This window comes from Nocardia sp. NPDC047654 (assembly GCF_043205035.1).
Lineage (GTDB): Bacteria > Actinomycetota > Actinomycetes > Mycobacteriales > Mycobacteriaceae > Nocardia.
The window spans coordinates 153,007-179,711 of the sequence record NZ_JBIDDF010000006.1 but is presented as its reverse complement, the minus strand read 5'-3'; the positions used below and the strand labels follow the sequence as shown (position 1 = coordinate 179,711).

Genomic DNA, 26,705 nt, shown 5'->3' with positions numbered 1-26,705 from the left:
TCAGAACCGCCACCGTGTCAGGGCGACCAGCTCTTCGGCGCTCGCGGCGGCGTACCGCTCGTTCTCCGCGCGGCGCACGGTGAGCAGCGCGTCGTGCAGTTCGGCGCCCATGGCGTCGGCCAGCACCTCGGACGCGGCGAGGTGGTCGGCGGCTTCGGCCGGTGTGGTGGGTAGGCGGCGCACATCCGACATCATGCGTGCTTCGGCGTCGAAAGTCGCGGGATCTCCGGTGATCTCGGCCGGAAGGCGTAAGCGTTCGGCCACACCGGCGAGCCCGGCCGCGATCACCGACCCGACGATCAGGTACGGATTACCGGTCGCGTCGAGACATTTGATCTCGGCGTTGGCGGCCCACCCCTCGGTGCCGCGGACTCCGGTGACGAAGCGCAGCGCGGCCTCTCTGGTCTCGCGGCCCCAGCACTGCCAGACCCCCGCCCAGCGCGACGGCGCCAGCCGCAGGAAGCTCGCCGGATTGCCCGCACCGACCGCGACCAGCGCGGGCAGTTCCCGCAACACTCCCGCCAGGAACGCCTCACCGGTCCGCCGCATGCCGTGCGGGCCGTCGCCGCCCGCGAACAGGGGGCCCTCCTCGTCGGTCACCGACAGGTGCAGGTGCGCTCCGGAACCCGCGCCGCCCGGCTCGATACATGGGGCGAGCAGCGCCCGCCAGCCGTGCCGCGCGCTAATCTGACGGATCGTATGCCGGACCAGCACCGCCTGGTCCGCGGCGGCGACCGGCTCGGACGGTTCGACCGACAACTCCAGTTGCGCGAGCGCGTATTCCGGATGGAACTGCGCTACCGCCACACCCTGCCGTTCGAGCGCGGCGACCAGGTCGGCGGCGTATTCGGCGACCTGCCCGAGCCGCACCATGCCGTACGCCGGGCCGTGGATCGCGGGTGTGAAGCCCTCGGTGCCGTCGGCGCGGCCCACTGCCCATTCGGTTTCGAAGGCCATGGCCAACCGCAGTCCGGCGGCCTGCGCCGCAGCCGTCTGGCGTGTCGCGAAGTGGCGCTGGCAGGCGACGAAACGGGTGCCGTCCTGGGTGTATTTGTCGGTGGGCGCCCACGCCCAGCCGGGCTGGCAGGCCAGTTCGGTCAGCCCGGCCAGATCCGGGATGAGCCGCAGATCGCCGTCGGGGCCGCCGAGATAGCGCCCGACCGCCATCACGTCGTCGAAGGCGAAGGTCTCGAAGCACGGCGACACCCCGACGCCGTACCGGGACGCGCGATCCAGCCGCTTCCCCGGTACGGCTTTCACGCGCGTGATGCCCGCGTTGTCCACGAAGCTCAGGGCGACCATGGACGCGTCGACCCCTTGGATCGGAGCGGTGTCGCCGTCGGCGGGGATACGATCCGGCGTGGTGGCCATGCCCTCACGATATCGGCTCGGGCGCAGCGGGAGCCGTCGTGGCGCGCGCCCCTACTCCGCGGCCAGGGCGGCGGTGATCTCCTCGCGGGCGGGGATCGAACTGCTCGCGCCCAACCGGGTCGTCGCCAGCGCTCCGGCTGCGCACGCCCAGCTCAGCGCCCATTCGGGGCCGCGCTGCCAGGCCGCGGCCAACGCACCGGTGAACGCGTCGCCCGCCCCGGTGGTGTCGACGACCTCCACCCGCGGGCTGGGCCGGGACTGGCGAGCGCCATCCGGTCCGCGATAGTCCGCGCCCGCCGCCCCGCGGGTGACGACCACATGCGCGACGGCGCCGACAGCCGCCCCCGGTTTTTCGGCCTCACCCGAATTCACCACGGCGACATCGACATTCGCCCATAGTTCGGCGGGCGAGGGGCGCACCGGCGAAGGGTTCAGCAGCACCTTCGTGTCGTGCGCACGGGCGTGGCGGGCCGCGGCGGCGACCGTTTCGACCGGAATCTCCAACTGGCACAGCAAGATATCGGCGGCCGCGATCGCCGTCAGGTCGTCCTCGGTCAGCTCGGTGACCCGCGCGTCGGCGCCCCCGACGACGATGATGCTGTTCTCGCCGTCGTCGTCCACCACGATGGTGGCGATGCCGCTCGGCCCGGCGACGGTGTGCAGCCGGTCGGCCGCCACCCCCGCGGCGGTGAGCGCGCCGCGCAGTTCGCCCGCGAAGACGTCGTCGCCGACCGCTCCGAGGAAGCGGACCGCGCCACCCGCTCGCTGCGCGGCAATGGCCTGATCGGCACCTTTCCCGCCCGGCACCATGGCGAAGCCGCTGCCGAGGACCGTCTCGCCGGGGACGGGCCTGCGCGCCGTCGTGGTCACCAGATCCATGTTGATGCTGCCGAGCACCACGATCGCGGGAGCGTCCGGTTCGACCGTCATATCGCCGGACGGTAGCCGCCCGGCCCGGGCCGCGCACGTGACCGAGCGCCCGCGTCGGCGCGGCCCAGCGGGTGGAATCGGCGCTGCGCCCCTTGCGTAGGCTGTACCCATGACGGTAGGAACGACCACCCAACCGGATGTCCGTGCGGTGGTGCACGAGGCCGCGCGCAAGGCCAGGGTCGCGTCGCGGGCGTTGGCCCAGCTGACGACCGCGCAGAAGAACGACGCGCTGCACGCCGCCGCCGACGCGCTGCTCGCCGCCGCCGATCGGGTGCTGGCCGCCAACGCCGAGGACATCGCCGCGGCGCGGGCCGCGGGCACCGAGGAGTCGCTGCTGGATCGGCTGCGGCTGACCAAGCCCCGCATCGACGGGATCGCCTCGGGGTTGCGTCAGGTGGCCGGGCTGCCCGATCCGGTCGGTGTGGTGGTGCGCGGCTCGACCCTGCCGAACGGGCTGGAGATCAGGCAGGTGCGCGTGCCGCTCGGCGTGCTGGGCATGGTGTACGAGGCCCGGCCGAACGTCACCGTCGACGCGTTCGGTCTCGCGCTCAAGTCCGGTAACGCCGCCCTGCTGCGCGGCTCGTCCTCGGCGGCGCGGTCCAACGCCGCGCTCGTCGCGGTGCTGCGCGAATCGCTTGTCACGCAAGATATCCCGGCCGACGCCGTGCAGTTGCTGCCGAGCGAGGACCGGTCCAGCGTCACCCATCTGATCCAGGCCCGCGGACTGGTCGACGTCGTCATTCCGCGCGGGGGCGCCGGGTTGATCAACGCGGTCGTCCGCGACGCGCAGGTGCCCACCATCGAGACCGGCACCGGCAACTGCCACGTCTACGTGCACGCCGCCGCCGATCTCGCCATGGCCGAGCGGATCCTGATCAACGCCAAGACCCGCCGTCCCAGCGTGTGCAACGCGGCCGAGACCGTGCTGATCGACGCCGCCATCGCGGACACCGCGCTGCCGCGGCTCACCGACGCGCTGGAGCGGGCCGGGGTCACCATCCACGGTGATCTCCCCGGCCAGGTTCCGGCCACCGACGCGGACTGGGGCGAGGAGTACCTCACCCTGGACATCGCGCTCAAGGTCGTCGACGGCCTGGACGCGGCGGTGGAGCACATCAACACCTGGGGCACCGGCCACACCGAGGCCATCGTCACCGGCGACCTCGCCGCGGCGCGCGAGTTCACCGGCCGGGTCGACGCCGCCGCCGTGATGGTGAACGCCTCCACCGCTTTCACCGACGGCGAGCAGTTCGGCTTCGGCGCCGAGATCGGCATCTCCACCCAGAAACTGCACGCGCGCGGTCCGATGGCCCTGCCGGAACTGACCTCGACGAAGTGGATCGTCTGGGGCGAGGGGCAGATCCGGCCGGTCTGACCGGTATGCGCGGCGGCCGCGGACGATGCCGAGTCGGTGTCCGCGCCGCGCTGCCGTAGCGTGGGGGATGGTTCGGAAGAAAGGTGCCGGGTGGTGTCGGAGAGCGCAGTACAGGAGCCGGTCTTCTCGTCGGTGGAAGACGTGCTCGAACGGTTGGCGAGCACGGGCTACCTGGCGGACAAGGCCACCGCCACCTCGGTGTTCCTGGCCGATCGTCTGGGCAAGCCGCTGCTGATCGAGGGACCGGCGGGTGTGGGCAAGACCGAGCTGGCGCGCGCTGTCGCGCAGACCTCGGGCGCGGAGCTGGTGCGGTTGCAGTGCTACGAGGGCGTCGACGAGGCCCGCGCGCTGTACGAGTGGAACCACGCCAAGCAGATCCTGCGCATCCAGGCCTCCAGTGAGAACGACTGGCAGGAGACGAAGGCCGACGTCTTCACCGAGGAATTCCTGCTGTCGCGCCCGCTGCTGACCGCGATCCGGCGCACCGATCCCACGGTGCTGCTGATCGACGAGACCGACAAGGCCGACGTCGAGATCGAGGGCCTGTTGCTCGAGGTGCTCAGCGATTTCGCGGTGACGGTGCCGGAGCTGGGCACGATCACCGCCAGCCGCAAGCCGTTCGTGGTACTCACCTCGAACGCCACGCGCGAGCTGTCCGAGGCGCTCAAGCGCCGCTGCCTGTATCTGCACCTGGACTTCCCGGACGAGGAGCTGGAGCGGCGCATCCTGGCCAGCCGGGTCCCGGAGCTGTCGGCGGCCGTCGCCGCGCAGCTGGTGCGGATCGTGCACGTACTGCGCGGCATGCAGTTGAAGAAGCTGCCCTCGGTCGCGGAATCGATCGACTGGGGCCGCACGCTGCTGGCGCTGGGCCTGCGTGACCTGGACGACACCACCGTTCGCGCCACTCTCGGTGTGGTCCTCAAACACCAGAGCGACCACCAGCGCGCGCTGGCCGAACTGAAGCTGGCCTGAGCCGTGGCGGCCGGGTCGGTCCCCGCCGAGGTCGCGTCGCTGAGCGCGCCGCACGGTATTCCGGGGCATCTGGTCGGCTTCGTGGAGGCGCTGCGGGCGCGCGGCATACCGGTCGGCCCCTCGGAGACGGTCGACGCGGGCCGTGTGGTGACCGTGCTCGACCTGATGGACCGCGAGGTCCTGCGCGAAGGGCTGGCGTGCTCGTTGCTGCGGCGCACCACCCACCGGGCGACCTTCGACGGCCTGTTCGACCTGTGGTTCCCGGTCGCCGTCGGGGAACGCGCCGCGGCCGGGGACGAGCTCGAGATCCCGCACACCCGCTCGGGTGATGTGGACATCCCTGCCCTGCGCGAACTGCTCGCGCAACTGCTGGCGCAGGAGTCGGCGACCCCGCAGCTGGAGGCGCTGGCCGCGCAGCTGGTCGAGCAGCTGGGCCAGTACCAATCCGCCCGCGGCCCGTCTTTCTCGTCGTATCAGGCGCTGAAAGAAGTGCAGCCGCAGACGTTGCTGGCGAAGATCCTCGCGGGTATGGCCCTCGGGCCGGACGCGAGCGAGTTCGACGCCGAGATCGCCCGCCGCGCGGCCCGGCAGCGCATCGCCGGTTTCCGCGCGACCGTCGAGGCCGAGACCAGGCGGCGGGTCGCCGAGCGGATCGGCCGCGAACGTGTGGCGAGCTACGGCGTGGCCCGCCAGGCCGAAGAAGTCGATTTCCTGCGCGCCTCCGAAGCCGAACTCTCCGAACTCAAGCGCAGCACCCAGCGTTTGGCTCGCATCTTGGCCGCGCGTCTCGCCGCGCGCCGCAGGCACGCCCGCCGCGGTGCCATCGACCTGCGCCGGACCCTGCGCGCGTCCATGTCCACCGGCGGGGTCCCCATCGATCTGGTGCACCGCAAGCCGCGACCGGGCCGCCCGGAACTGGTTCTGCTGTGCGACGTCTCCGGTTCGGTGGCCGGCTTCAGCAACTTCACGCTGCTGCTGGTGAGCGCGCTGCGCGAACAGTTCTCCCGGGTGCGCATCTTCGCGTTCGTCGACCAGATCGACGAGGTGACCCGATTCTTCGACCCGCACACCCAGCTGGATCGGTCGATGGCCAGGATCTTCGGTGAGGCGAGCGTCGTCGGGCTGGACGGGCACTCCGACTACGGCAACGCGCTTGCCGGGTTCGCCAGGGATTACCCGGATGCCGTCACCAGCCGCAGCTCGCTGCTGATCCTCGGCGACGCCCGCACGAACTATCGTGACCCCGAGTTGAACACGCTACGGTCGCTGGTCGAGGTCGCCAAACACGCGCACTGGCTCAATCCGGAACCGCGCAGCCAGTGGGGCTCCGGCGATTCCGCCGCCGACAGATATCGCGATGTGATCGAGATGCACGAATGCCGCTCGGCCAAACAGCTCACCGCGGTTGTCTCGCGGCTGCTGCCGGTGTAGAAGACCGGCATGGACGATTCCGCGCTGCTGAGCTACTGCCTGGCGAAGCCGGGAGCCTGGCAGGACGAGCCGTGGGAAGGCGACGTGGTCGCCAAGGTCGGCGACAAGATCTTCGCTTTTCTCGGTGCGACGTCGGTCGGCCTCAAATGCGGACGGACTCGTGAGGAGGCCGACGAGCTGGTCCGGGTGTATCCGGACGACGTGACGGCCTCGGCCTATATCGGGCGATACGGCTGGAACGTCATCCAGTTCGGCGGCGCCGTCTCGGATAACGAACTGTACGAGCTGGTCGATCTCTCCTACGAGGCCGTCGTGCGCAAGCTGCCGAAGAGCAAGCGCCCGACCCTCTGACCGAAAGGGTTCGTTAAGCGAACCTTTGGCGTGCGCCGACAAGATCGGCGGCCATGGTGAACAGAACGCCGCGCGATCCGGCGGCGGTGCACAACAACTATTCGTTCCAGGTCGACCTGCGCGGGATAGTCGATCTGCTCTCGCATCACCTCTACTCCGGCCCTCGGGTCTTTCTCCGCGAGCTGTTGCAGAACGCTGTGGACGCGGTCACCGCTCGCAACCGACTGGATCCGCTGGCGCCCACCGCGATTCGGCTCACCGTAGGCGAAACCGGCCTGCGGATGAGCGATCCCGGCATCGGCTTGACCGAGAGCGACGTCCACCGGTTCCTCGCCACCATCGGCCGCTCGTCCAAGCGCGACGACATCGAAGGCGCTCGACGGGAATTCCTCGGGCAGTTCGGGATCGGCCTGCTGGCCTGCTTCACCGTCGCCGAGACCATCCGAGTGGTCAGCCGATCGGCCATCGACCCGACGGCGCCGCCCGTCGAGTGGCTGGCCTCGGCCGATGGTACCTATTCGGTGCGCGCGCTCGACCCGGCGGACTACGCCGAGCCGGGCACCTCCGTATGGCTCACCGCGCGTGGGGGAGCGCAGGAGTGGTTCCAGCCACGGCGGGTGACCGATCTGGCGCGTGAGTTCGGGTCGCTGCTGCCCTACGAGGTGACGGTGGAGTCGGACGCAGGGGTGACGACGGTCACCGAGGGTGTCCCGGTCTGGCGGCGCGTGTTCGCGTCGGCGGACCAGCGCAGGGCCGCCCTGCTCGAATACGGACGCCGGACGCTGGGCTTCCCCCCGCTCGACGTCATCGAACTCGAGGCCGGTGCGGCCGGGGTCAGCGGTGTCGCCTATGTGCTGTCCCAGCCGGGAAACCCGTCCGACAGCAGTGCGCACCGGGTGTACCTGAAGGGAATGTTGCTCGGCGACGCGGTGCGCGGCGTACTGCCGGACTGGGCGTTCTTCGTGCGCGGGGTGATCGACACCGACACGCTGCGGCCCACCGCGTCGCGGGAGGGGCTCTACGAGGACGAGCGGCTCGCCGTGGTGCGTGAGGTGCTCGGCGATCGGATCCGTGACTGGCTCACCGAGATCGCCGCCGAACAGCCCCAGCGGCTGGCCGCGTTCCTGTCCGTACACGCGCTCGGAGTGAAGGCGATGGCCAGGCATTCGGCCGACCTGCTGCGGATCATGCTGCCGCATCTGCATTTCGAGACCACCGACGGGCGCGTGCCGCTCACCGAGTTCACCCGCAACCACCGCACCGTGCGGGTGACCGCGACGGTCGAGGAGTTCCGTCAGGTGGCGGCCACCGCCGCCGCGCAGGGGATCGGCGTCGTCAACGGTGGCTACGCCTACGACCGCGAGCTGGTCGCGCAGCTACCCCGGCTGCTACCCGGCGTCGAGGTGGTGGACCTGGACGTCGGCGCGATCACCGCGGCGCTCGACCCGGTCGACCCCGGCGAGGAATTGGCCCTGGCCCCGGTGCTGGCGCTGGCGCGGACCGTGCTCGACCCGCTCGCGTGCGATGTGATCGTGCGCGCCTTCCACCCGGTCACGGTGCCCGCGCTCTACCTCGACGGCCGCGCCGCCCGCAACGAACGCGCCAGGGCGCAGACCGCCGAGGACGCCGACGAATTGTGGGCCGAGATCCTCGGCGCGTTGGCGGTCACGACGCCGCGTGCTCAGCTCGTGCTCAACCATCACAGCCCGATCGTGCGCAGGTTGTCCCGCATCGGCGACCCGGCCTTCCTGAGAACCGCGGTCGAATCGCTCTACGGCCAAGCGCTGCTGATGACCCACCGTCCGCTGAGCGCGGCCGACACGGCGTTGCTCAACCGCGCCTTCGGCGAATTCCTCGGCTGGGCCACCCAACGCGCCGCCGACCGCGGCGAAGAGACGGAGTGAGCATGGACGCCGCCGAGATCAATGCCGCACTGGCGCACATCTACGCGCTGCCGCACGGCCGGACGCGGACCGAGCGACTGGAGACCCTGGCCGCGGCCGCGAAAACAGGTCCGGATCGCGCGCTCGAAGGCAGGGTCCTGCTGGAGCTGGCGCAGTCCTACACCTACGCGGGCGAACGCGATCTGGTGCCCGTCGTCTACGGCAGGTTGCTGCGCGTCTACGACGATCATCCCGCCGAATTGGGCCCGATGACGCATTCGGTGCACTGGTACCTGAAATGGATGACCTGGGGCATGATCGACAACCCCTCGATACCGCTGTCCACGATCGATCGCTGGTTCGACGAGCTGGACAACCGCTATCGGCAGCGCGGCTACAGCCTTCGCCCGGTGCTGGCGCTGCGCTCCGAACTCGCACGCGAGATCGGTGACACCGCGGCCGCCGCCGCGTGGCTGGCGCAGGCCAGGGCCGCCGCGCGCGACAGCATGTCCGACTGCGATGCCTGTGAGCGCAGCGAGTGGGGTGTGACGAGCGTGCACCTCGGTGACGACGAGGCCGGGCTGGCGCAGTGGAAACCCGTGCTCGACGGCGACCGGTCGTGTGCCGAGGAACCGCACCGCGTGCTGGCCGAGGCATTACTCCCGCTGGTGCGCACCGGGCGCGTCGCGGCCGCGCGCGGCGCGCACCTGACCGGGTACCCACTGGTCCGGCACACGGAGGACCTGCGTCCTTCGGTGGCGTTGCACGTGGAATTCTGCGCGCTGACCGGCAACGAGGCGCGCGGGCTCGAGATCCTCGCCGAACACGCGAGCTGGCTGGCCGATTCCGGCGCCGACGCGGGCGCGCGGCTCGCGTTCGCGACCGGTGTGTGCGTGCTGCTGCGCAGGCTGGTCGCGCTGCGGCTGGGCGATCTTCCGCTGGCGGACGGGACGGTGGAATCGGTGCGCGCGAGGCTGGAAACCGAGATCGGCGCGCTGTGCGCCCGCTACGACGCCCGCAACGGCAACAGCGCGGTCAGCCTGCGCACGGCCGCCCGGCTCGCCGCCGAGCCGCTGCTCGAGCGGCTGCCGCTCGGTGTCCGCAGCACGCTGCCCCGCGCTGCGCACATGCCGGACAGCGGTCCGGCGGCCGACGACTTCTCCGGCGATCGAGCCGGTGAAGTGCGCAGGCTGGCCGAACTCGGCGCCGCCCGGCTCGCCGATACGCCCGAGGAGGCGGAAGCGCATCTACGGGAAGCGCTGGCGCTGGGCACGCCGGTGCTGACCGGGGAGGAGGCCGCCCAACTCGGCGCGCAGCTGGTCATCGCCATCGCGAGCCAGCCGGACCGCGAGCTCGATCTGGCCGACGTCGCGGTGCGCGCCGCCGCGCGCTGGGAGGGACTGTCCGAACCGGACGTGCTGCACCACACCGTGGTCGCCGCGCGCGCGTTCCACCGCGCCGAGCGCCACGGCGAGGCGGTCGCCCTCTTCGAACAGGCGCTGGCCGGCGGTGCCCTCCCGTATCCGTCCGGCGAACTGGCGGTGGTACGCGCGCAGTTCGGCCGCTCCCTGGACGCGCTCGACCGCCCTCGCGAAGCCGCGCGGCAGTTCCTCGAGGGGGCGCGTCTGGTCGAGCACGATCCGGAACGGACGAAGCTGCACGCCGAGCTGGCGTCGTCGGCCGCAGGCGCGCTCGAGCACTGCGGGCAGGACGACGAGGCGGTGGCGGCCTACCACCGCGCCGCCGAGCTGTGGGCCCGGCTGGACGCGGTAGCGGCGCGGGCGGCTTGCCTACGGTCGGCCGCATGGCTCCAGGTGTCCCCCGGAGCAGATCCCGAACCCTGGCTCACCTCCATGCGGACGCTGACCGCCGAGCTGGCCGTGCTGGCCGAACGGTCGGCCGAGGCGGCGGAGGAACTCGCGCATACCCGCGAACAACTGGCTCGCATGCTGAGAATCGGCGGCGTCCCGGAAACCAGCGCCTGAGGCTTGCGGCGGACCGGACTGCGGGCGGGTGTCCACAGTTCGGTGCCCGCCCCTCACTGACCGGCCCGTGCGGGCCGTGCGGGACCCGTTAAGCTCGGCAGTCATGCACGAGAGAGGTCGGCGCGGCCGCAAGCTCGGGGTGATGGGCGGCACGTTCGACCCCATCCACCACGGGCATCTGGTCGCCGCCAGCGAGGTCGCGCACCGGTTCGACCTGGACGAAGTGATCTTCGTCCCGACCGGGCAACCGTGGCAGAAATCGCACAAACAGGTCAGCCCGGCCGAGGACCGGTATCTGATGACCGTCATCGCGACCGCGTCCAATCCGCGATTCTCGGTGAGCCGCGCGGACATCGATCGCGGCAAGATGACCTACACCGTCGACACCCTGCGGGAGATGCAATCGGCGCATCCCGGTGCCGAGCTGTACTTCATCACCGGTGCGGACGCGTTGGCCAGCATCCTGACATGGCAGGATTGGGCGGAACTGTTCGACCTGGCGAAGTTCGTCGGGGTGAGCCGTCCGGGGTACGAGCTGAACATCGATCACCTTCAAGAGCACCTGCGGGATCTTCCGGCGGATGCGGTGACCATGATCGAGGTCCCCGCGCTGGCGATCTCGTCGAGTGAATGCCGTCGCCGCGCCGCCGAGAACCGGCCGGTGTGGTACCTCGTCCCCGACGGCGTGGTGCAGTACATATCGAAGCGGCACCTGTATGTGCCCGGAGCAGCGGAAGGTAGCTGAGCGTGAGCGAGCGCAGCGAGGTGCGGGCATGACGGCGTCGACCGAGTCGGTGGAGATCGCGCAGGTGGCCGCGCTGGCCGCGGACGAGAAGCTGGCGTCGGACGTGGTGGTGCTCGACGTGTCCGAGCAGCTGGTGATCACCGACTGCTTCGTGATCGCGTCGGCGCCCAACGAACGCCAGGTCAACGCCATCGTCGACAACGTGGAGGAGAAGCTCCGCGCGGCCGGGCACAAGCCGGTCCGGCGCGAGGGCACCCGCGAAGGCCGCTGGGCACTGCTGGACTACGTCGACGTCGTCGTGCACATCCAGCACAACGACGAGCGCAATTTCTATGCGCTGGAACGTTTGTGGAAGGACTGCCCCGTAGTGCCGGTCAGCGGCCTCACCGGGCCTCCGGAGACACGCTCGGCGGCGACGGAGGACGAGGCGCGATCGTGAGCAGACATGCCGGCGTGCGCACCTTGATCCTGTTGCGCCACGGCCAAACCGAATGGAACGCCGCCGACCGGATGCAAGGCCAGATCGACACCGATCTCACCGAACTCGGTCGCAGACAGGCCAAAGAGGCCGCACGCGAACTGGTTTCGCGCAACGCCATCGCAATCCACTCCTCGGACCTGCGCAGGGCCTTCGACACCGCGACGGCACTGGCCGAGCACACCGGCCTCACCGTCGTGCCCGACACCAGGTTGCGGGAGACCAACCTCGGCGACTGGGAGGGCCTGACCCACCTGGAAGTCGACGCCGACTACCCGGGCGCGCGCATGACGTGGCGGCTGAACGCGGACTACACCCCGCCCAACGGCGAGAGCAAACTCGAGGTCGGTGCGCGGTCGCTGCCGGTGGTGCGGGAGTTGCTGGTCGAGCGACAGGATTGGCCTGGCCGGACTATCATCCTGGTGGCGCACGGCGGGCTGATCGCCGCCCTCACGGCCGCGCTGCTCGACCTGCCGCCGCAGAACTGGCCGATCCTCGGAGGACTGGCCAACACCAGCTGGGTGCAGCTCAGCAGTCACGGTCCGAGCATCGAACAGCCCGGCTGGCGTCTGGATGTGTGGAACGCAGCGGCGAAGGTAGCACCGGATGTCCTCTGAAGAGCCGATCAGATCGGTCCCCGACGAACTGTTCCGTAAGGTGTCGGCCAAGCCCGAACGGCAGTTGCCGGACGCGTTGTTCGGCGGCCCGACACCGGCTGCCCGCGAACCCGAGGCAACGTCCGTCGAGGAATCCGACGCGGAGGACGACGTATCGGGCGGCACCGTCGCCGGAGCGGAGCCGCGACTGCCCGCCGCCGCCGACACCTCGCCCGTCGCCACCACGAGCGACGCCTCGGAACCGGTTGCCGAGTTGGCGGAAGCGCTCGGTGAATCGGTGGCTTCGGCTGCGGACGGAGCCGGGGCAGCGGACGCCGAATCTTTCGCCGCAGCACCGAATGGATCCGCGGAGTCCGGCGAACCGGTTGCCGTGCACGCGGTGGAGGCGATCGCGGAATCGATTGCCGCAGCGCCGATCGGGTTCGCACCAGAGCCCGGTGAACCGGTTGCTATGGCGGCGGACAAGCTCGCGGCCGACGCGCTCGCCGAATCCGCCGCGCCGGATGGGCTGGCAGCAGTGCTCGGCGAATCGGTGGCGGACGGGTCCGCGGCCGACGCGATCTCCCCGTCCACCGACGCCGTGATCGAACCCGCCACCGCGCCGACCGGGTCCGCCGTGTCAGGGGAAGTCGAACTCGCAGCGTCCGAGCCGGCCGCTGCCGCTTCGGAATCCCTCGCCGCCGACGAGCCGGCCGAAACACGCGAAGCCACGCGCCCGGTGCTGCTGGTGATCGCCGACTCGCTCTCCTACTTCGGGCCGAAGGGTGGACTGCCCGCCGACCATCCGCGCATCTGGCCGAATCTGGTTGCCGCCGAGCTCGATTGGGACGTCGAATTGGTCGCGCGGATCGGCTGGACCTGCCGCGACGCATACTGGGCGCTGATCGGCGATCCCCGGGTGTGGGCCGCGGTGCCGCGTGCGGGTGCGGTGGTCTTCGCGGTCGGCGGTATGGACACGCTGCCCTCGCCGCTGCCCACCGCCCTGCGCGAGCTGATCCGCTACGTGCGCCCGCCTGCTCTGCGCCGCGTCGTGCGCGCCACCTACAACTGGTTGCAGCCCAAACTCTCGAAACTCGGCAGGCCCGTGGCGCTTCCGCCGAAGGTGAGCGTCGACTATCTGGAACAGTCCCGCACGGCGCTGGCGCAGTTGCGCCCCGGCCTGCCCGTTGTCGCGGTACTGCCGTCGGTGCACGACTGCGCGGCCTACGGTCGCGTGCACTCCGGTAGGCCACGGGCCGTCGAGGCACTGCGCGCCTGGTCGGGCCGGACCTCGGTGCCGCTGGTCGACCTCGGTGAAGCGGTGCGCGACAACATCTTCTCCGGCGAGGCGAACCCGGACGGCATCCACTGGGGCTGGGACGGGCACACGGCGGTGGCCAACGCGATGGTGAAGACCCTGCAGGAGGTTCGGTAGTCCGTGGCAGTCGTGGTCGTCACCGATTCGTCCGCCGGCCTCCCTGCCGAACACCTCGACGAACTGGATATCGCCGTTGTCCCGCTGCACGTCCTGGTCGGTGGCCGGGCGATGCGGGAAGGCGTGGATCCCGTCGACATCGACTACGCCTCCGACACCGTGACCACCTCCGCCCCCTCACCCGGTGAGCTGCGCGAGGTCTACGAGCGGGCCTGGGAGCGCAGCGGCGGCGACGGCGTTGTCGCGGTGCATCTTTCCCGTCGGCTGTCCGGGACCTGGGAGGCCGGGCGACAGGCCGTGCGCGACATGGACGCCGCCGATCGCGTCCGCCTGGTCGACTCGCTGGGGGCCGGGCTCGCCACCGGGCTGCCCGCGCTGGCCGCCGCGCGCCGAGCTTCGGGCGGGGCGCCGCTTGACGTGGTCTACGACGCGGCGGTCGCCGCCGCCGCGCGTGCCCGCACGTTCATCCTGGTCAATCGCACCGAGCAGCTGCGCCGCGGCGGCAGGCTGTCGTCGGCGGCCACGTTCTTCGGCAGCGAGCTGGTCACCAAGCCACTGTTGCACATCGTCGAAGGGCGGCTGGAACTGCGCGAGAAGGTCCGGACGCGCTCCAAGGCGTACACGAAACTCGTCGCCGCGGCGGTCGACGCGGCCGGCGAGGACGGCGCCGCGGTGGCCGTGCAGCACCTCGGCGCCGAGGACGCCGCGCAGACCGTCGCGGGCCAGTTGCGCGAACTCGTCCCCGGCATCAGAGAACTCATCGTCGCCGAATTCGGACCCGCGCTGGCGGTGCACTTGGGGTTGGGGGCGCTGGGCGTGCTGGTGGTGCCGGGCGGGTGCCACTGAACGTCGCCGAATACAGCAATCTCGGTGATCGGAATACGGGCGTGCTGTTCGTCGTGTGGTTAGCGTCGGGGCATGAGTGTGTCGAGGCCGCCGCTCCGTTCGCCGCTCACCGTGACCTCGGTGGACTGGGACCATCCTGACGCGGTGACATTGCGCGCGGAGATGGCTGCCGAGGTCGGGCCGCGCTATGCCCACCTGGCAAAGCAGCTGTCCACGAATCCGAATGCCGTCGACCCGGCCACCGTGCACAGCACCTTCGTCGCTTACTCCGGCGGTCCGGTCGGCCATGCCGCCCTGCGGTGGAACGCGGGGGAACTCGAGGTCAAGCGGATGTTCGTCCGTCCCGCGCACCGTGGCTCCGGCGCCGCGGCCGTGCTGCTCGCCGCCGCCGAGGATGCCGCCCGCACGTCCGGGCAGCCTCGCCTGATACTGCAAACCGGGCACCTGCAACCGGAGGCCGTTCGCTTCTACGAGCGCAGCGGCTATCACCGTATTCCGATCTTCTCGCCGTATGAGGTGTTGCCCTTGTCGAACTGCTTCGCCAAGGATCTGGGCTGAGCCGGGAATTCCTCTGATCCTCCGCCGGCCGAGTCGGCCGCGGCATCGGCGAGGCCGGTCATCTGCCCGCCGTGTTGCGGTGCCGCATGGTGGGCGTCGACAGGTTTGCTGACCGGAAGGTGCTGGACGGGGGCACAGTCTGCTCGGCGCGTCGGCCCCGATCCGGCGGGCTCGGTGCGCTCGGCCGGGATCCACTGAGCCGTGTCCCGGCAAGTTCGTATGTGAACTACGCGGCGTGTTCGGAGGAATGCGCCGACCGCTCGAGGGCGAGTTGTGCACAGCGCTCCAGTTATCAACAGGTTCGTCGAATCCGCTGGTCGGACCGATTTTCCCGCCGTATGGCGGCACTACCGTCGCCGCCATGTCACGACAGGACGAACGCGAGCGGGTGCGACGGCGATTGGGTGAACTGACCGCCCGGGTCGGCGCGAGCAGAACGGCCGGTGTGGGCACCGAGACGACGTCGCCGGAAGCCGAGCGGGCACCGTCTGTTCGGGCGACGGCACGATCCCACAGCGGCGAATCCGGACGGAGGATCGGGCAGCCGGATCGTGCGGGCGAGTCGAGTACCGCCCGGGCGGCCGCCCAACGCGTGGGGCGGTCCGGCGCGGGGGCGCGTTCCCCGTTTCCCCGCGAAACCTCCTCACTCCCAGCGGTTTCAGGATCGGCGAGTCGCACGCCGCAGGTCGATCGCCCCCAGCCGGTGGCTGGGGAAGCGCCGTCCACATCTCGTTCCGGCGGGACAGCGGTGGAAACCCGGGCGACCGGATCCGAGGAGGACGAGGACTGGCGCGGATCGACACACGAAGGGGGCTTCGCCGATGGTATTACGCAACAGGGTGAACCAGGGCCGGACGATACTTCCGGAGGGGCGGGAAAATGGAATCTCTCGCGGTTGCCCGGCCATCCGGCCCCCGACCAGGAGTCCGAAGACGATGTCGGTCGCGTTCGGTCCCCCGGCTGGCTGGCGGAGCCGGTGACCGGGCCCGACTGGCGGCACCGCCTCGTGCCCGAACGATTGCGGGGCATCCGATTCGATCCGGGGCGTCGCGGGGTGCGTGCGCTCGCGCTCGTCGGGCTCGCCGCGATGGTCGTCGCCGGCGTGATCGTTTTCCGCGAGCGCCCGATCGCCCGGCCGGTGCCACCGTTGGCGCTCGGGCAGGCCGTCGCCTTGGCAACACCGGGTACTGCCGCTTCGGCGAGCGCCGTCGCGGCACCACGGGAGCGCGTCGACCCGACCCCGCCGACGGCCGAATTGGTCATCAGCGTGGTCGGCCTGGTCCAGCGCACCGGTTTGGTCCGCCTCCCCGAAGGGTCGCGTGTCGCCGACGCGCTCGCCGCGGCCGGCGGCCCGAGCGCGGGCGCGGACACCACCGGCCTGAATCTCGCGCAGCGGTTGTCGGATGGCGACCAAGTGCTGGTCGGACCGGTCGCTCCGAGCCCCGGCGGACCGCAGCAGGGCAGCAGCACGATCGGTGCGGGCGGGCGTCCGTCCTCCGGATCCGCCGCCACACCGAGCCGCCCGTCGGGCCCGGCGGGTCGGATCGACCTGAACACGGCCTCCGAGTCCGACCTCGACGCTCTTCCCGGTGTCGGGCCGGTCACCGCCCGCGCCATCGTCAGCTGGCGTGCGGCCAACGGACGCTTCACCTCCGTCGAGCAGCTCGGCGAGGTCGACGGCATCGGCCCGGCCCGGCTGGCCCGGCTGCGGGAGTTGGTGCGGGTATGACCGCAGGCGGTCTGATCGAGCTGGTTCGCCGGAGGCCGGGATCTCGTGCGGAGTCGCCGGTGGCCGGCACGGGCGAAGGCGTTCGAGGTTCGGAGCAGGGCGTCGCGGCGGAGGATACCGGCGCTGTCCAGGTGCTGGACGCCCGCCTCTTACCGGCCGCGCTGTCCTGTTGGGGCGCCACGATCGTGGCTGTGACGGCGGGGTGGCGAGCCGGGGTGGGACTGGCGGCCGCGTTGATGGTTTCGGCTATCGGGTTGTGGGTTCTGCTGCTGTGGGCGATCGCGCACCGTGGCGAACGTCGGCGAGCGGTAGCGGTGGTGGCCCTCGCGGCTGTCGTACTGGGGGCGGGCTTCGCGGCTGCCGCGGCATGGCGGGAACATCGGGTGGCGAGCCATCCGTTGCGGGCGGCGGCGGGGCAGTCGCTGCGCGTGGTGGTCACCCCGACGGACGACCCGAAACCACTGCGTGCCAGAGTCGCCGGTGCGGACCGGCAATGGGTGGTCCGGGCGGATCTGCGCGAATACCGGCGCGGAGGTGTGACGGTGCGGGCCGGTGGCGCGGTGGTCGTCCTGGCTTCCGGACCGGCGTGGGCCCACTTGTCGCCGGGCGGCCCGGTCGAGTTCCGGGCCCGGGTGGACCAGCCGCGGCGGCCCGACCTCACCGTCGTCACGCTGCACGCACAGGGAGCGCCGGTCGCCGCGGGGCCGCTGCCCTGGTGGCAGCGCACCGCCGATTCCGTGCGCACCGATTTCGCGGCATCGGCCATGCGGGCACTGCCGCCCGACGCCGCAGGGTTGTTGCCCGCGCTGGTCGTCGGTGACACCTCGGCGCTGTCCGGACAGGTGCGCGACGACTTCGAGATCGCCGGGCTACAGCACCTGACCGTGGTCAGCGGCGCGAATTTCACCATCCTGCTCTCCGTCGTGTTGTTCGTCGTGCGCGTGCTGACCCTCGGCCCGCGCGGCGCGGTGGCCGTCGCCGCCGTGGCGCTGCTCATGTTCGTCGTCGTCGCGCGGCCGGACCCGAGCGTGCTGCGCGCCGGTGCGATGGGCGCGATCACCCTGCTGGCCGTGCTCACGGGTCGTCGTAAGCAGGCGCTGCCCGCGCTGTGCGCCGCGATCATCGCGCTGCTCGCCCTGTGGCCCGGGCTCGCCGTGAACGCGGGGTTCGCGCTGTCGGTGATCGCGACGGGCGGCCTCATCCTGCTGGCGCCGAGCTGGGGCGACTGGTTGCGTGCCAGGGGATGGTGGCGCGTGCCCGCCGAGATAGTCGCCGTGTCCGCCGGGGCGTTCGTGGTCACGACGCCGATCGTGATCGCGCTCACCGGACGGCTCAGCCTGGTCGCGGTGCTCGCGAATGTCCTTGTCGCCCCGGTCATCGCGCCGATCACCGTCGTGGGGGCGGGTGGTGCGGTGCTCGCGAGCCTGTGGTCGCCGCTCGCCGACCTGGTCTTGCGTTGCGCTACGCCGCCGCTGTGGTGGTTGCTGTGGGTGGCCCGCCACGCGGCCGCGCTGCCTGGCGCATCCGTCGCGGTGCCGGGTGGTGTGGCGGGCGGGCTGATCGCGGGTGCCGTCGTGGTGGGCGCGATCGCGGGCATGCGTGCCCGAGCCGTGCGGCGGATCGCCGCCGCGATGGTGCTCGGCGTCGCGGTGGTGCTGGTCCCGGTGCGGCTCTGGCATCCGGGCTGGCCGCCGAGCGGTTGGATTCTCGCGGCATGCGATGTCGGCCAAGGCGACGGCCTCGCCCTGTCGGTCGGTCCCGGCGCCGCCGTCGTCATCGATGTCGGACCGGATCCGCGCCCGATCCGCACTTGCCTGGACCGGTTGGGCATTTCGCGCATCCCGCTGCTGATCCTCACCCATCCGCACGCGGACCACATCGACGGGCTCACCGGCGCACTGCACGAGCGTGCGGTCGACGCGATCGCCGTCGGAATCCACGAGCTCGACGGTCTTGCGCCGCCTACTCCGCCCGGCCCCGGCCGGCCGACTTCCGAAGTCGAGCCCGGCTGCGGCTCCGTGCCGACCGCTACACCGGCCGCGAATGCACCGGGGCTCATCGGTGCCGCGAAGCGCGATGCGGAGAATCATCGCACCCCTCGGACCGGCCGGAGAGACGCGCGAAGGCTGCTGCCTGGCATCTACGAGCACTCCTCCTACGGGAGCAGGCGCGAGCAACTCGATTGTGATCCAGCCGAATTCGAGAGCAAAAGGTCGGTGCGCCCATCGGGTGACGCCCGTACTCCTGCCTCGGGGCTCGCGCAGGTCGCGGCCATCGCCAGAAGCGCGGGAGTGCCGCTGCTGGAGTTGTCGGCCGGGCACCTCCTGAGTTTCGGGTCGATCGAACTCGAAGTGCTCGCGCCGTCCAGAAGCGGTCCGCGACCCGTCCGGGGCGCCGAAACCGAGGACGCCAACGACCGTTCGGTGGTCGTCACCGCCCGCACACCCGCGGGCCGGATCCTGCTCACCGGGGACATCGAAGCGTCCGCGCAGCGGGCTCTGATGCATGCCGGGATCCCCATCCAGGCGGACATCCTCAAACTCCCGCACCACGGATCACGCACGACCACCAAAGAATTCCTGGACGCGGTACGGCCCCGCCTGGTGCTCGTCAGCGTCGGCGCCGATAACACCTTCGGCCATCCCAACCCCGCCGTCCTCGCGGACCTGTCCGACCTCGGCGCCATGGTGTCCCGAACGGACCGGGAAGGCGACATCGTGGTGTCCGGTAGCGACGGACATCTCCGCGTGACGAGGTCACGATGATCCGGCAAGCAGGCGGAATCGCACCTCCACCTGCTGCCCGCAGGGGAGATCGCCACTGGTGCAGATCCAGCCGGTTAATCAGGTGCGGGGTGGCGGAGTCGGCGGGGCATCCGGCGCAGCGGCGGGTCCGGCCAGTCGAAGAGAACGTGGCGGGCGAGCAGCGTCACGGCGTCCGGACCGGGGGCCAGAGACCGACGTGGCGGGGTATCGCGCCGGAACCGGTCGCCGGGTTGCAGAACCCGGGCGACTCCATTGCCGTGGCAGTGTGCCGCCAGCGCTGTTCCGCTAGGTGAGGTGTCGGTTGGGAACCGTAGGATCGGGCTGTGGACGAGCGCGGCGGATGGAGCAATGCGGCGGTTCCTCGGGGCGCGACGCCCTCCGGCATCGGGGAGGCGCTGGCGTGAGCGAGCGGCCCGCGTCGGTGCACCTGGTGCTGGGGGAAGAGGAACTGCTGATCGAGCGAGCGCTGGGGGCGCTGACCGCACAGGTGCGGGCGTTGGCCCCGGCCCCGGACGCGGTGCCGGTCGATCGCTTGCGCGCGGGGGACGCGAGCACCGCGGAGCTCGCGGAACTGCTGAGCCCGTCGCTGTTCGCCGAGGACCGGGTGATCATCCTCGAGGCCGCGGCCGAAGCGGGTAAGGACGCGGTCGCGGTGATCACCGAGGCGGCGCAGAGTCCGCCCGAGGGTGTGGTGCTCGTCATCGTGCACTCCGGTGGCGGTCGGGCCAAGGCGCTCGCGCCCGCTTTGCAGAAAGCGGGCGCGGTGACCCACGACTGCGCCAAGCTGACCAAGGCCGCGGAGCGCGTCGAATTCGTCCGCGGTGAGTTCCGTAACGCCGGCGTGCGGGTGTCCGGCGAGGTGGTCCAAGTGATGCTCGAGGCGGTGGGTTCGGACCTACGTGAGCTGGCGGCGGCGTGCGGGCAGCTGGCCTCGGACACCGGCGGGAAGATCGATGTGGCGGCCGTGCGCCGCTACTACTCGGGCAAAGCCGAGGTCTCCGGCTTCGACGTGGCCGAACTGGCGGTGGCGGGGGATCGCCCCGGCGCGATGGAGGCGCTGCGCTGGGCGAACGATCGCGGCGTGCCGCACGTCCTGCTCGCCGACGCGCTCGCCGATTCGGTGCACACCATCGCGCGCGTCGGCTCGGCCGGGCGCGGTGACCCGTTCAAACTGGCCCAGCAACTCGGCATGCCGCCGTGGAAGGTGAAGAAGGCGCAAGCTCAGGCCCGCAACTGGACTCCCGCGACCATCGGCTCCGCCCTCCAGGTGGTCGCGACCCTCAACGCCGACGTGAAGGGCGGCGCCGCCGACGCGGGCTACGCGCTGGAACACGCCCTCACCCGAATACTCGATCTCCACGGCGCGGGCTGATCGGGGCCGGTTCGATCATCCGGTCGGCCTAGCAGGAGATCGAGTGGCCCGCTCGACACGGAGGCGGGTAGCGGTCGGCGGCGGGCACTTGCGGCAGGGGCCGCATCCTGCTTGCTGAGAGTGGGCCTACTCGGTCACATCGGTGCCAGTTCGCTCCGGCCGGTTGGAGGACGTCGTGACCACGGCGGATCGAGACGACCATGAGTTCGGGGACGTGCGGATGACCACGTCGACCGGGCCGCAGTCGTGATTAAGTGAGGTCTTCGCGATTACGAGCCGTCGGCCATTCGCCAGGTATCGTGCCGCCACCGCCGACCAGGATGCGCGGTACACGGCCTCGTGATCCATGTCTGGGCATCCGACCGGCTCGACCGCTACAGCGCGCGGGTGAGGCTTTCCACACCCGTGCCCGTCAATCCGGCGAGCCCTGCCGCGCGTCCGGTCGCCACGAGCAACAGATCGCTCAGCGGTCCCTCGATCTCCGCTGTGCCGGTGCCGGAGGACCACTCCGCGTCGGTGGCCACCAGGCGAAGACCGTGCAGACGCTTCTTGCTGCCGTAGAACGGGCTGCGCAGCACGTGTTCCAGTGCGACGACGGCCTGCTCGAGGGGCATGGTGTGTCGCCTGCCGAGCGGACGGGCGATGTCCTGCCCGTGAATCATGGTGTCGATCAGGGGATCCAGTGGTCCGGCTCCCGGCGCTCGCCGAGTCCAGGCGGCGCCTTCGCGCAGTTGCGCGATCAACTCGGCGGGTGAGTAGCGGCTCGCGCGGTCGCGTGCCATGCGCTCCGTCATCCGGTTCCAGTCGCCTCGCGCCCGGAGGATTCCCGCGATCGTCGCGCCGAGGGTGACCCGATTGGACAGGGTCAGGTGCGCCGAGACGTCGTGCACGGTCCAGCCGGGGCACAGCGAGTCGGCGGTCCATTCGTGGTCGTCCAGGTCGTCGAGGAGGTCGGCGATGGCGAGACGTTCGGCGCGCGTCCACATCGTGATCTCGTCCAGGTCCATGGCCACTCTCCTCGGTCGTTGCGGTCGACGATGTGGACGGCGCGGCGCACCCGAACTGATCGGACTGTGAGTCTCGTCACCGTCGTCGGATCAACGGCCACGTGAGCGTCTGAGGGGGATCGGTAAGCACGCTGCGCGGTGGTCGGCGTGGGGTCGCGGCTCCCCGGATCGGCGACAGGGCCCATGTGATCCGTGCTGCCGGGTTCTGCGGCATCGCCTCGGCGCGGTGTCCCGGGGGCGCGACAGTAGCCGGGACGTGAAGACGATCACCCGGTCGCGGCGATCCACGTGCGAGAATTCGCGCTGGTCGCGGCGTCGTTCGTTCGTCCAGTACACGCCCGGGACCATCACACGCCGAGACACCGCCGCTGCCTCGGCCGGGCGATGCAGGTCAGGAGGTCAGCGGCCCCGAATATGAGCACCGATGCGCCGTAAGCCGACGCTGCTCGGGAAGTGCGCGACGCCGAGGTCACAGCCCTGTGCGGCGGTGCGGGTCCAGTTCCGCACCGTCGCACGGGTCGATGATCAGGCGCGCCCTTCGATCTTCAGGTCGCCGAAGGTGACGCTCTGGGTCATGGGGCGGTTCAGGAACTCGTGCGGGAAGCCCAGGTCCACCGCGCTGGCCTGTTCGAGCCGGGCGAGCTGGGCGGCGTCGAACTCCACGTCGAGCGCGCCGAGATTATCCTCCAGTTGCGCCGCGGTGCGGGCGCCGATGAGTGGCGAGGTGACCGCGGGATCGCGCAGCGTCCAGGCCAGCGCGACTTGCGAAGGCGTCTTGTCGATTTCGTCGGCGACCTGCTTGACGACATCGGCGATGGCGAGCCCGCGTTCGGTGAGCGAGCCGTTGGCGGCGGCCACGTTCTTGCGGCTGCCCTCGGGCGAACCGTCCGCCTCGTGGTCGAGATCGGCCCGGCTGTACTTACCGGTGAGCACGCCGCTGGCCAGCGGCGACCACGGGATCACGCCGAGGCCCAGGTCCCGCGCCATCGGGATGAGGTCACGCTCGACGGTCCGTTCGATCAGGCTGTACTCGATCTGCAGTGCGATCAGCGGCGACCAGCCGCGCAGGTCCGCGATGGTCTGCATCCGCGCGATCTGCCAGGCCGGCGCGTCGGAGATGCCGAGGTAGAGCACTTTGCCCGAGCGCACCAGATCGTCCATGCCGCGCAGGATTTCCTCGACGGGGGTCAGGAAGTCCCAGGCGTGCAGGTAGAGCAGGTCGATGTAGTCGGTGTTCAGCCTGCGCAAGCTGGCCTCGACCGAGCCGATCATGCTCTTGCGGTGGTTGCCACCGGAGTTCGGGTCGCCCGGGCGGCGCAGCATGGTGTATTTGGTGGCCAGCACCAGGCTTTCGCGATTGTCCGCGGTGAATTCGCCGAGCAGTTGCTCGGAGGTGCCGTTGGTGTACTGGTTGGCCGTGTCGATGAAGTTGCCACCGCGCTCGACGTAGGTGTCGAAGATCTTGCGGGCTTCGTCCCGGTCCGCGCCCCAGCCCCAATCGGCGCCGAAGGTCATGGTTCCCAGGGACAGCGGAGAAACTCGCAGTCCCGAGCGGCCGAGCAGCCGGTAGGTGTCGAGGGTGCGGGCTCCGGACATGTCCAGCTCCTTGTGATTCGCGATGCCGTGTTGTCGATAGCCAGTTTTCAACGGCGCGCGAAGCCGAGTAAGGGAAGCTTCATCCTGGGAAGGCCAGTCCTAGTCAGCCGTAGGATCGACGGTGATGACTGGCACGGTGAACTCCACCCAGCGCCGCGAGCTCGGGCCCGGCGGTAGCTCGCGTACCCAAGGCGGGCCCGGGAACGGCGCGGATTCGACTCAGCGCCGCGACGTCGGGTCCGGCGGCGGCCCACGTAGTCACGGACAGCCCGAGAGCGCGGCGGATCCGACTCGGCGCCGCGATGCCTCCGGCGGCGGCACTCCCGGCAACCGCGCAGGTCGCGGCAGCGCGGATCGAGTGCAGGAGATGGGCGCCTTCCTGCGGGCCCGCCGGGAGCGGTTGACGCCGGAGGATCTCGGCTTGCCGCAGCGCAGGCAGGCACGCCGGACACCGGGGCTGCGGCGGGAAGAGGTCGCCGAACTCGCGGGCGTGAGCACCGACTACATCGTGCGGCTGGAGCAGGGGCGCGGCCTGCGTCCGTCGGTGGAGGTGCTCAACGCGCTGGCGCGGGCACTGTGCCTGAACGACGACGAGCGCGCCTATCTGTTCGATCTGGCGCTCCAGCGGCAGCCGGACCACGGCAAGCCGAGCACCGCCCCGGCGCCCGCCCTGGCCATGCTGGTGCGTGATCTGTCGCCGCTGCCCGCGATGCTGGTGAACCACCGCTACGACATCCTGGCCTGGAATCGGGAGATGGCGGCGTTGATCACCGATTTCGGCGCGCTACCGGAGCGGCAGCGAAACTCCATGTGGTTGTGCCTGCTCGACCCGAGCATGCGGGATTTCTATGTCGAGCGCGAACGCGTCATCCGTGAGGGCATCGCGGATCTGCGCGCGGCATGGGCCGCGCACCCGGACGACCGCGCATTGGCCGACCTGATCGCCGAGTTCACCGCGTACAGTCCGGAGTTCGAGCAGGCGTGGGCCCGCCACGACGTGCGGGTGCAGGGACGGGGGAACAAGCCGCTGCGGCATCCGCTGGTGGGTCCGCTGGTCGTCAGCTACGAGGTGCTGATTCCCGTGCAGGATCCCGACCAGCGGATCGTCATCTACCGCGCCGTCGACACCGATTCCCAGGCGGCGCTCGACCGGCTGGTCGCCGCTCTGGACGCGTCGTGACCAGGGGCTATTCCCCGGAGGAACTCAGGATCAGTTCACCATCGTCGTCCGCGTCCTCGTAGCGGCCGTCCCACTCCTCGTAGGCAGGCACGTCCTCGTCGCGCGTGACGATCCACTCCAACGAGTAACCGCCGTCGTCGTCGGGAACGAGCACATTCTCGATCTTCAGTCCGAAGCCGAGCACCTCGGCCGCGCGGATCACATCCGGCAGATCCTCGGCGCGAACGACCGTCTGATTGGCATACACGGTTACCATGCGCGGAATGGTAGCTGGAACCTCTGACTCGGCGCGGGCCGAATCTCGAAACCCCAGGTAGAAAGAGCGAGGGGCACTGTTGCCATCTGGGCACGACAAAAGCCGCCGTGGTCGTCGAGGCCACGGCGGCTGCGTCACAGCACGAGCACGGTACCGGCGTGCGGTACCGGGTGGATCAGAGCTTGTTGAAGGCCAGCGACAGGGCCGACTTCTTGTTGGCGGCCTGGTTCGCGTGGATGACACCCTTCGAGGCGGCCTTGTCCAGCTTCCGGCTGGCGAACTGGAGGCGCTCCGCAGCGGCGTCCTTGTCGCCGGAGGCCGCGGCCTCGCGGAAGCTGCGGATGGCGGTGCGCAACGCGGACTTGACCGACTGGTTGCGCTTGCGCGCCGCCTCGTTGGTGCGGATCCGCTTCAGCTGGGACTTGATGTTGGCCACGCCGGTTCCTCGTGTTCCTGTCTGGTTGGTCTGTCCTGGGAAAGTTCGTCGAGCGCGCGACATACCCGAGGTGGACGGGTAACGCAGCGCCGAAGGTCGAGGTTACCAGTCGCCGTCCTGGGCACGAAATCGACACTCGACCGGTCGGACAGCCGCCGCTCGGGTAATCGCCCGTCGGGCGGTCGGGCTTCCGTCCGGCACGGGTTCGTGCTGCGGGCCTCTACCTGCGCTCCAGAGGGCATCGCAGCCGTGCGCCCGGCATGCTGCCGCGCAGCTGGTACCCCTGACGTGGTGTATTTCTGGCTACCTCGTTGCCCGGCACGCTCCCGACGATGCCGAGACTTCGGTGTCGGCCCGGCGTGACCGGGAGCATCACCCTTGTCGACCAGTATTTTTCCTTGAGACCGCCCTCGAGCAACGCCGACGTTCCGCTGTTGCTGCTCTCTTCTCCAGGGGCGGCTCGGCGGACCCCGAAGTCGTTGTAGAGATCACTCGACTCGCGTAGCGTCCTCAGAGCAACCGTTGCTCTTCGAGCGGCTCTGTTGTCGAAGCGGTACCACGACTAGTCCGAGCGCAGGTCTGGAACGCGGAAGGTGGACAGATGTCTCCAACGGCCCAGGAAGTAGTCGAAGAGGCTGTCGAGAACAAACCGATTCCCGAGAGCAAGAAATGGGGCGCCGAGGCGCTCGGCACCTTCGTCCTGGTCATCGGTGGCGTCGGCACCGCGGTGCTGGCGGGGGAGAAGGTCGGGCCGCTGGGCGTCGCGCTCGGCTTCGGCCTGTCGCTGATGTTCCTGGTCTATTCGATCGGGCCCATCTCCGGCTGTCACGTCAACCCGGCGGTGACCGTGGGGCATCTGCTGCTCGGCCGGCTCAGCGGCGTGTCCGCGGCGGGATATGTGATCTCGCAACTGATCGGCGGACTCCTCGCCGGACTCGTGCTCTTCGCATTGGCCAAGAACCTGCCGTCCTACGATCGGCCGGTCGACGGGCTCGGCGCGAACGGGTGGGGCAAGCACAGTCCTTCGGCGATCCGGGGACCGCTCGGCGAGGTGGTGGTGCAGAACGGGTACGGGGTGGCCGCCATGATCATCGTCGAGGTGATGCTGACGGCGCTGCTGGTCTTCGTGGTGCTGTCCTCCACCGACCAGATCTCCGACGTGCCGCTGGCCGGGCTGTCCATCGGCGTCACGCTGGCGGTGATCCATCTGGTGTCGATTCCGGTGGACAACACCTCGGTCAACCCGGCCCGCAGTCTCGCCGTGGCGCCCTACCAGGACGGTGCGATGGGACAGGTCTGGGCGTTCATCGTCTTCCCGCTGATCGGCGGCGCCCTCGGTGCGCTGCTGTACGGCCTGCTGTACGGCCGTTCCCGGGAGATGATCTCCTGACCCGGTCGGCGGTCGCCC

General features: G+C 70.4%; 23 protein-coding genes. 17 read left to right on the top strand and 6 right to left on the bottom strand.

The features are described from left to right. Together ACGF7Y_RS19300 and ACGF7Y_RS19295 are read right to left on the bottom strand one after the other, a co-directional pair. On the bottom strand, window positions 1–1,371 hold the full coding sequence (locus ACGF7Y_RS19300) for a glutamine synthetase (protein WP_393235591.1): 1,371 nt from the start codon (window positions 1,369–1,371) through the stop codon (window positions 1–3). A 51-nt stretch (window positions 1,372–1,422) separates the two neighbouring features. Continuing rightward, window positions 1,423–2,301, bottom strand: coding sequence for a ribokinase (locus ACGF7Y_RS19295; RefSeq protein WP_393235589.1), 879 nt, complete (start codon window positions 2,299–2,301; stop codon window positions 1,423–1,425). Window positions 2,302–2,410: 109 nt separating this feature from the next. On the opposite strand from ACGF7Y_RS19295, the gene ACGF7Y_RS19290 reads away from it, so the two are divergent. The 15 genes from ACGF7Y_RS19290 (at window position 2,411) to holA (ending at window position 20,822) form a co-directional block, all read left to right on the top strand. Continuing rightward, window positions 2,411–3,676: a glutamate-5-semialdehyde dehydrogenase gene (locus ACGF7Y_RS19290; protein WP_393235587.1), complete on the top strand. Its 1,266-nt coding sequence runs from the start codon at window positions 2,411–2,413 to the stop codon at window positions 3,674–3,676. A 90-nt stretch (window positions 3,677–3,766) separates the two neighbouring features. After that, complete coding sequence (locus tag ACGF7Y_RS19285) at window positions 3,767–4,648, top strand: MoxR family ATPase (protein WP_040865516.1); 882 nt, start codon at window positions 3,767–3,769, stop codon at window positions 4,646–4,648. Window positions 4,649–4,651: 3 nt separating this feature from the next. After that, window positions 4,652–6,079, top strand: a complete 1,428-nt coding sequence (locus tag ACGF7Y_RS19280) for a VWA domain-containing protein (protein WP_393235583.1) — start codon at window positions 4,652–4,654, stop codon at window positions 6,077–6,079. A gap of 9 nt (window positions 6,080–6,088) precedes the next feature. Continuing rightward, window positions 6,089–6,430, top strand: coding sequence for an MmcQ/YjbR family DNA-binding protein (locus ACGF7Y_RS19275; protein WP_040865518.1), 342 nt, complete (start codon window positions 6,089–6,091; stop codon window positions 6,428–6,430). A 53-nt stretch (window positions 6,431–6,483) separates the two neighbouring features. Next, window positions 6,484–8,334 (top strand): HSP90 family protein, encoded by a 1,851-nt coding sequence (locus ACGF7Y_RS19270; protein ID WP_393235580.1) that lies wholly within the window; start codon window positions 6,484–6,486, stop codon window positions 8,332–8,334. 2 nt (window positions 8,335–8,336) lie between these two features. Beyond that, window positions 8,337–10,298, top strand: coding sequence for a hypothetical protein (locus ACGF7Y_RS19265; RefSeq protein WP_393235577.1), 1,962 nt, complete (start codon window positions 8,337–8,339; stop codon window positions 10,296–10,298). A 103-nt stretch (window positions 10,299–10,401) separates the two neighbouring features. Beyond that, complete coding sequence (nadD, locus tag ACGF7Y_RS19260; RefSeq protein ID WP_084499312.1) at window positions 10,402–11,043, top strand: nicotinate-nucleotide adenylyltransferase; 642 nt, start codon at window positions 10,402–10,404, stop codon at window positions 11,041–11,043. Between the two features lie 28 nt (window positions 11,044–11,071). Beyond that, on the top strand, window positions 11,072–11,482 hold the full coding sequence (rsfS, locus tag ACGF7Y_RS19255; RefSeq protein WP_393235573.1) for a ribosome silencing factor: 411 nt from the start codon (window positions 11,072–11,074) through the stop codon (window positions 11,480–11,482). Beyond that, a complete protein-coding gene (locus ACGF7Y_RS19250) occupies window positions 11,479–12,138 on the top strand; it encodes a histidine phosphatase family protein (RefSeq protein ID WP_373283853.1) in 660 nt (219 codons plus the stop codon). The genes rsfS and ACGF7Y_RS19250 overlap by 4 nt, the downstream gene beginning before the upstream one ends. Window positions 12,139–12,856: 718 nt before the next feature. Next, window positions 12,857–13,552, top strand: coding sequence for a diglucosylglycerate octanoyltransferase (octT, locus tag ACGF7Y_RS19245; RefSeq protein WP_062976586.1), 696 nt, complete (start codon window positions 12,857–12,859; stop codon window positions 13,550–13,552). A gap of 3 nt (window positions 13,553–13,555) precedes the next feature. Then, window positions 13,556–14,398, top strand: a complete 843-nt coding sequence (locus ACGF7Y_RS19240; RefSeq protein WP_393235569.1) for a DegV family protein — start codon at window positions 13,556–13,558, stop codon at window positions 14,396–14,398. Between the two features lie 72 nt (window positions 14,399–14,470). Continuing rightward, on the top strand, window positions 14,471–14,956 hold the full coding sequence (locus ACGF7Y_RS19235) for a GNAT family N-acetyltransferase (RefSeq protein ID WP_393235566.1): 486 nt from the start codon (window positions 14,471–14,473) through the stop codon (window positions 14,954–14,956). Window positions 14,957–15,851: 895 nt separating this feature from the next. Beyond that, window positions 15,852–16,685, top strand: a complete 834-nt coding sequence (locus tag ACGF7Y_RS19230) for a ComEA family DNA-binding protein (RefSeq protein WP_393235563.1) — start codon at window positions 15,852–15,854, stop codon at window positions 16,683–16,685. Window positions 16,686–16,744: 59 nt separating this feature from the next. Then, a complete protein-coding gene (locus ACGF7Y_RS19225) occupies window positions 16,745–19,450 on the top strand; it encodes a ComEC/Rec2 family competence protein (RefSeq protein WP_393235560.1) in 2,706 nt (901 codons plus the stop codon). 400 nt (window positions 19,451–19,850) lie between these two features. Next, window positions 19,851–20,822: a DNA polymerase III subunit delta gene (gene holA, locus ACGF7Y_RS19220; RefSeq protein ID WP_393235557.1), complete on the top strand. Its 972-nt coding sequence runs from the start codon at window positions 19,851–19,853 to the stop codon at window positions 20,820–20,822. Window positions 20,823–21,196: 374 nt separating this feature from the next. Here the strand turns inward: holA and ACGF7Y_RS19215 are convergent, their stop codons facing one another. Together ACGF7Y_RS19215 and ACGF7Y_RS19210 are read right to left on the bottom strand one after the other, a co-directional pair. After that, on the bottom strand, window positions 21,197–21,829 hold the full coding sequence (locus tag ACGF7Y_RS19215) for a maleylpyruvate isomerase family mycothiol-dependent enzyme (protein WP_393235554.1): 633 nt from the start codon (window positions 21,827–21,829) through the stop codon (window positions 21,197–21,199). Between the two features lie 525 nt (window positions 21,830–22,354). Next, entirely contained in the window at window positions 22,355–23,425 is a 1,071-nt protein-coding gene (locus ACGF7Y_RS19210) for an aldo/keto reductase (protein ID WP_393235551.1), read from the bottom strand. A 124-nt stretch (window positions 23,426–23,549) separates the two neighbouring features. On the opposite strand from ACGF7Y_RS19210, the gene ACGF7Y_RS19205 reads away from it, so the two are divergent. Next, complete coding sequence (locus tag ACGF7Y_RS19205; RefSeq protein ID WP_393235548.1) at window positions 23,550–24,605, top strand: helix-turn-helix transcriptional regulator; 1,056 nt, start codon at window positions 23,550–23,552, stop codon at window positions 24,603–24,605. A gap of 7 nt (window positions 24,606–24,612) precedes the next feature. Here the strand turns inward: ACGF7Y_RS19205 and ACGF7Y_RS19200 are convergent, their stop codons facing one another. Both ACGF7Y_RS19200 and rpsT read right to left on the bottom strand, forming a co-directional pair. Further along, the gene (locus tag ACGF7Y_RS19200; RefSeq protein ID WP_393235545.1) at window positions 24,613–24,861 is read right to left on the bottom strand and encodes a hypothetical protein; all 249 of its coding nucleotides are present in this window, start codon (window positions 24,859–24,861) and stop codon (window positions 24,613–24,615) included. A 175-nt stretch (window positions 24,862–25,036) separates the two neighbouring features. Beyond that, entirely contained in the window at window positions 25,037–25,297 is a 261-nt protein-coding gene (gene rpsT, locus ACGF7Y_RS19195) for a 30S ribosomal protein S20 (protein ID WP_040865530.1), read from the bottom strand. Between the two features lie 601 nt (window positions 25,298–25,898). On the opposite strand from rpsT, the gene ACGF7Y_RS19190 reads away from it, so the two are divergent. After that, window positions 25,899–26,687 carry an aquaporin gene (locus tag ACGF7Y_RS19190; protein ID WP_040865531.1) on the top strand — a complete coding sequence of 263 codons (789 nt, stop codon included), beginning with the start codon at window positions 25,899–25,901 and terminating at the stop codon, window positions 26,685–26,687. The last annotated feature ends 18 nt before the right edge of the window (window positions 26,688–26,705 follow it).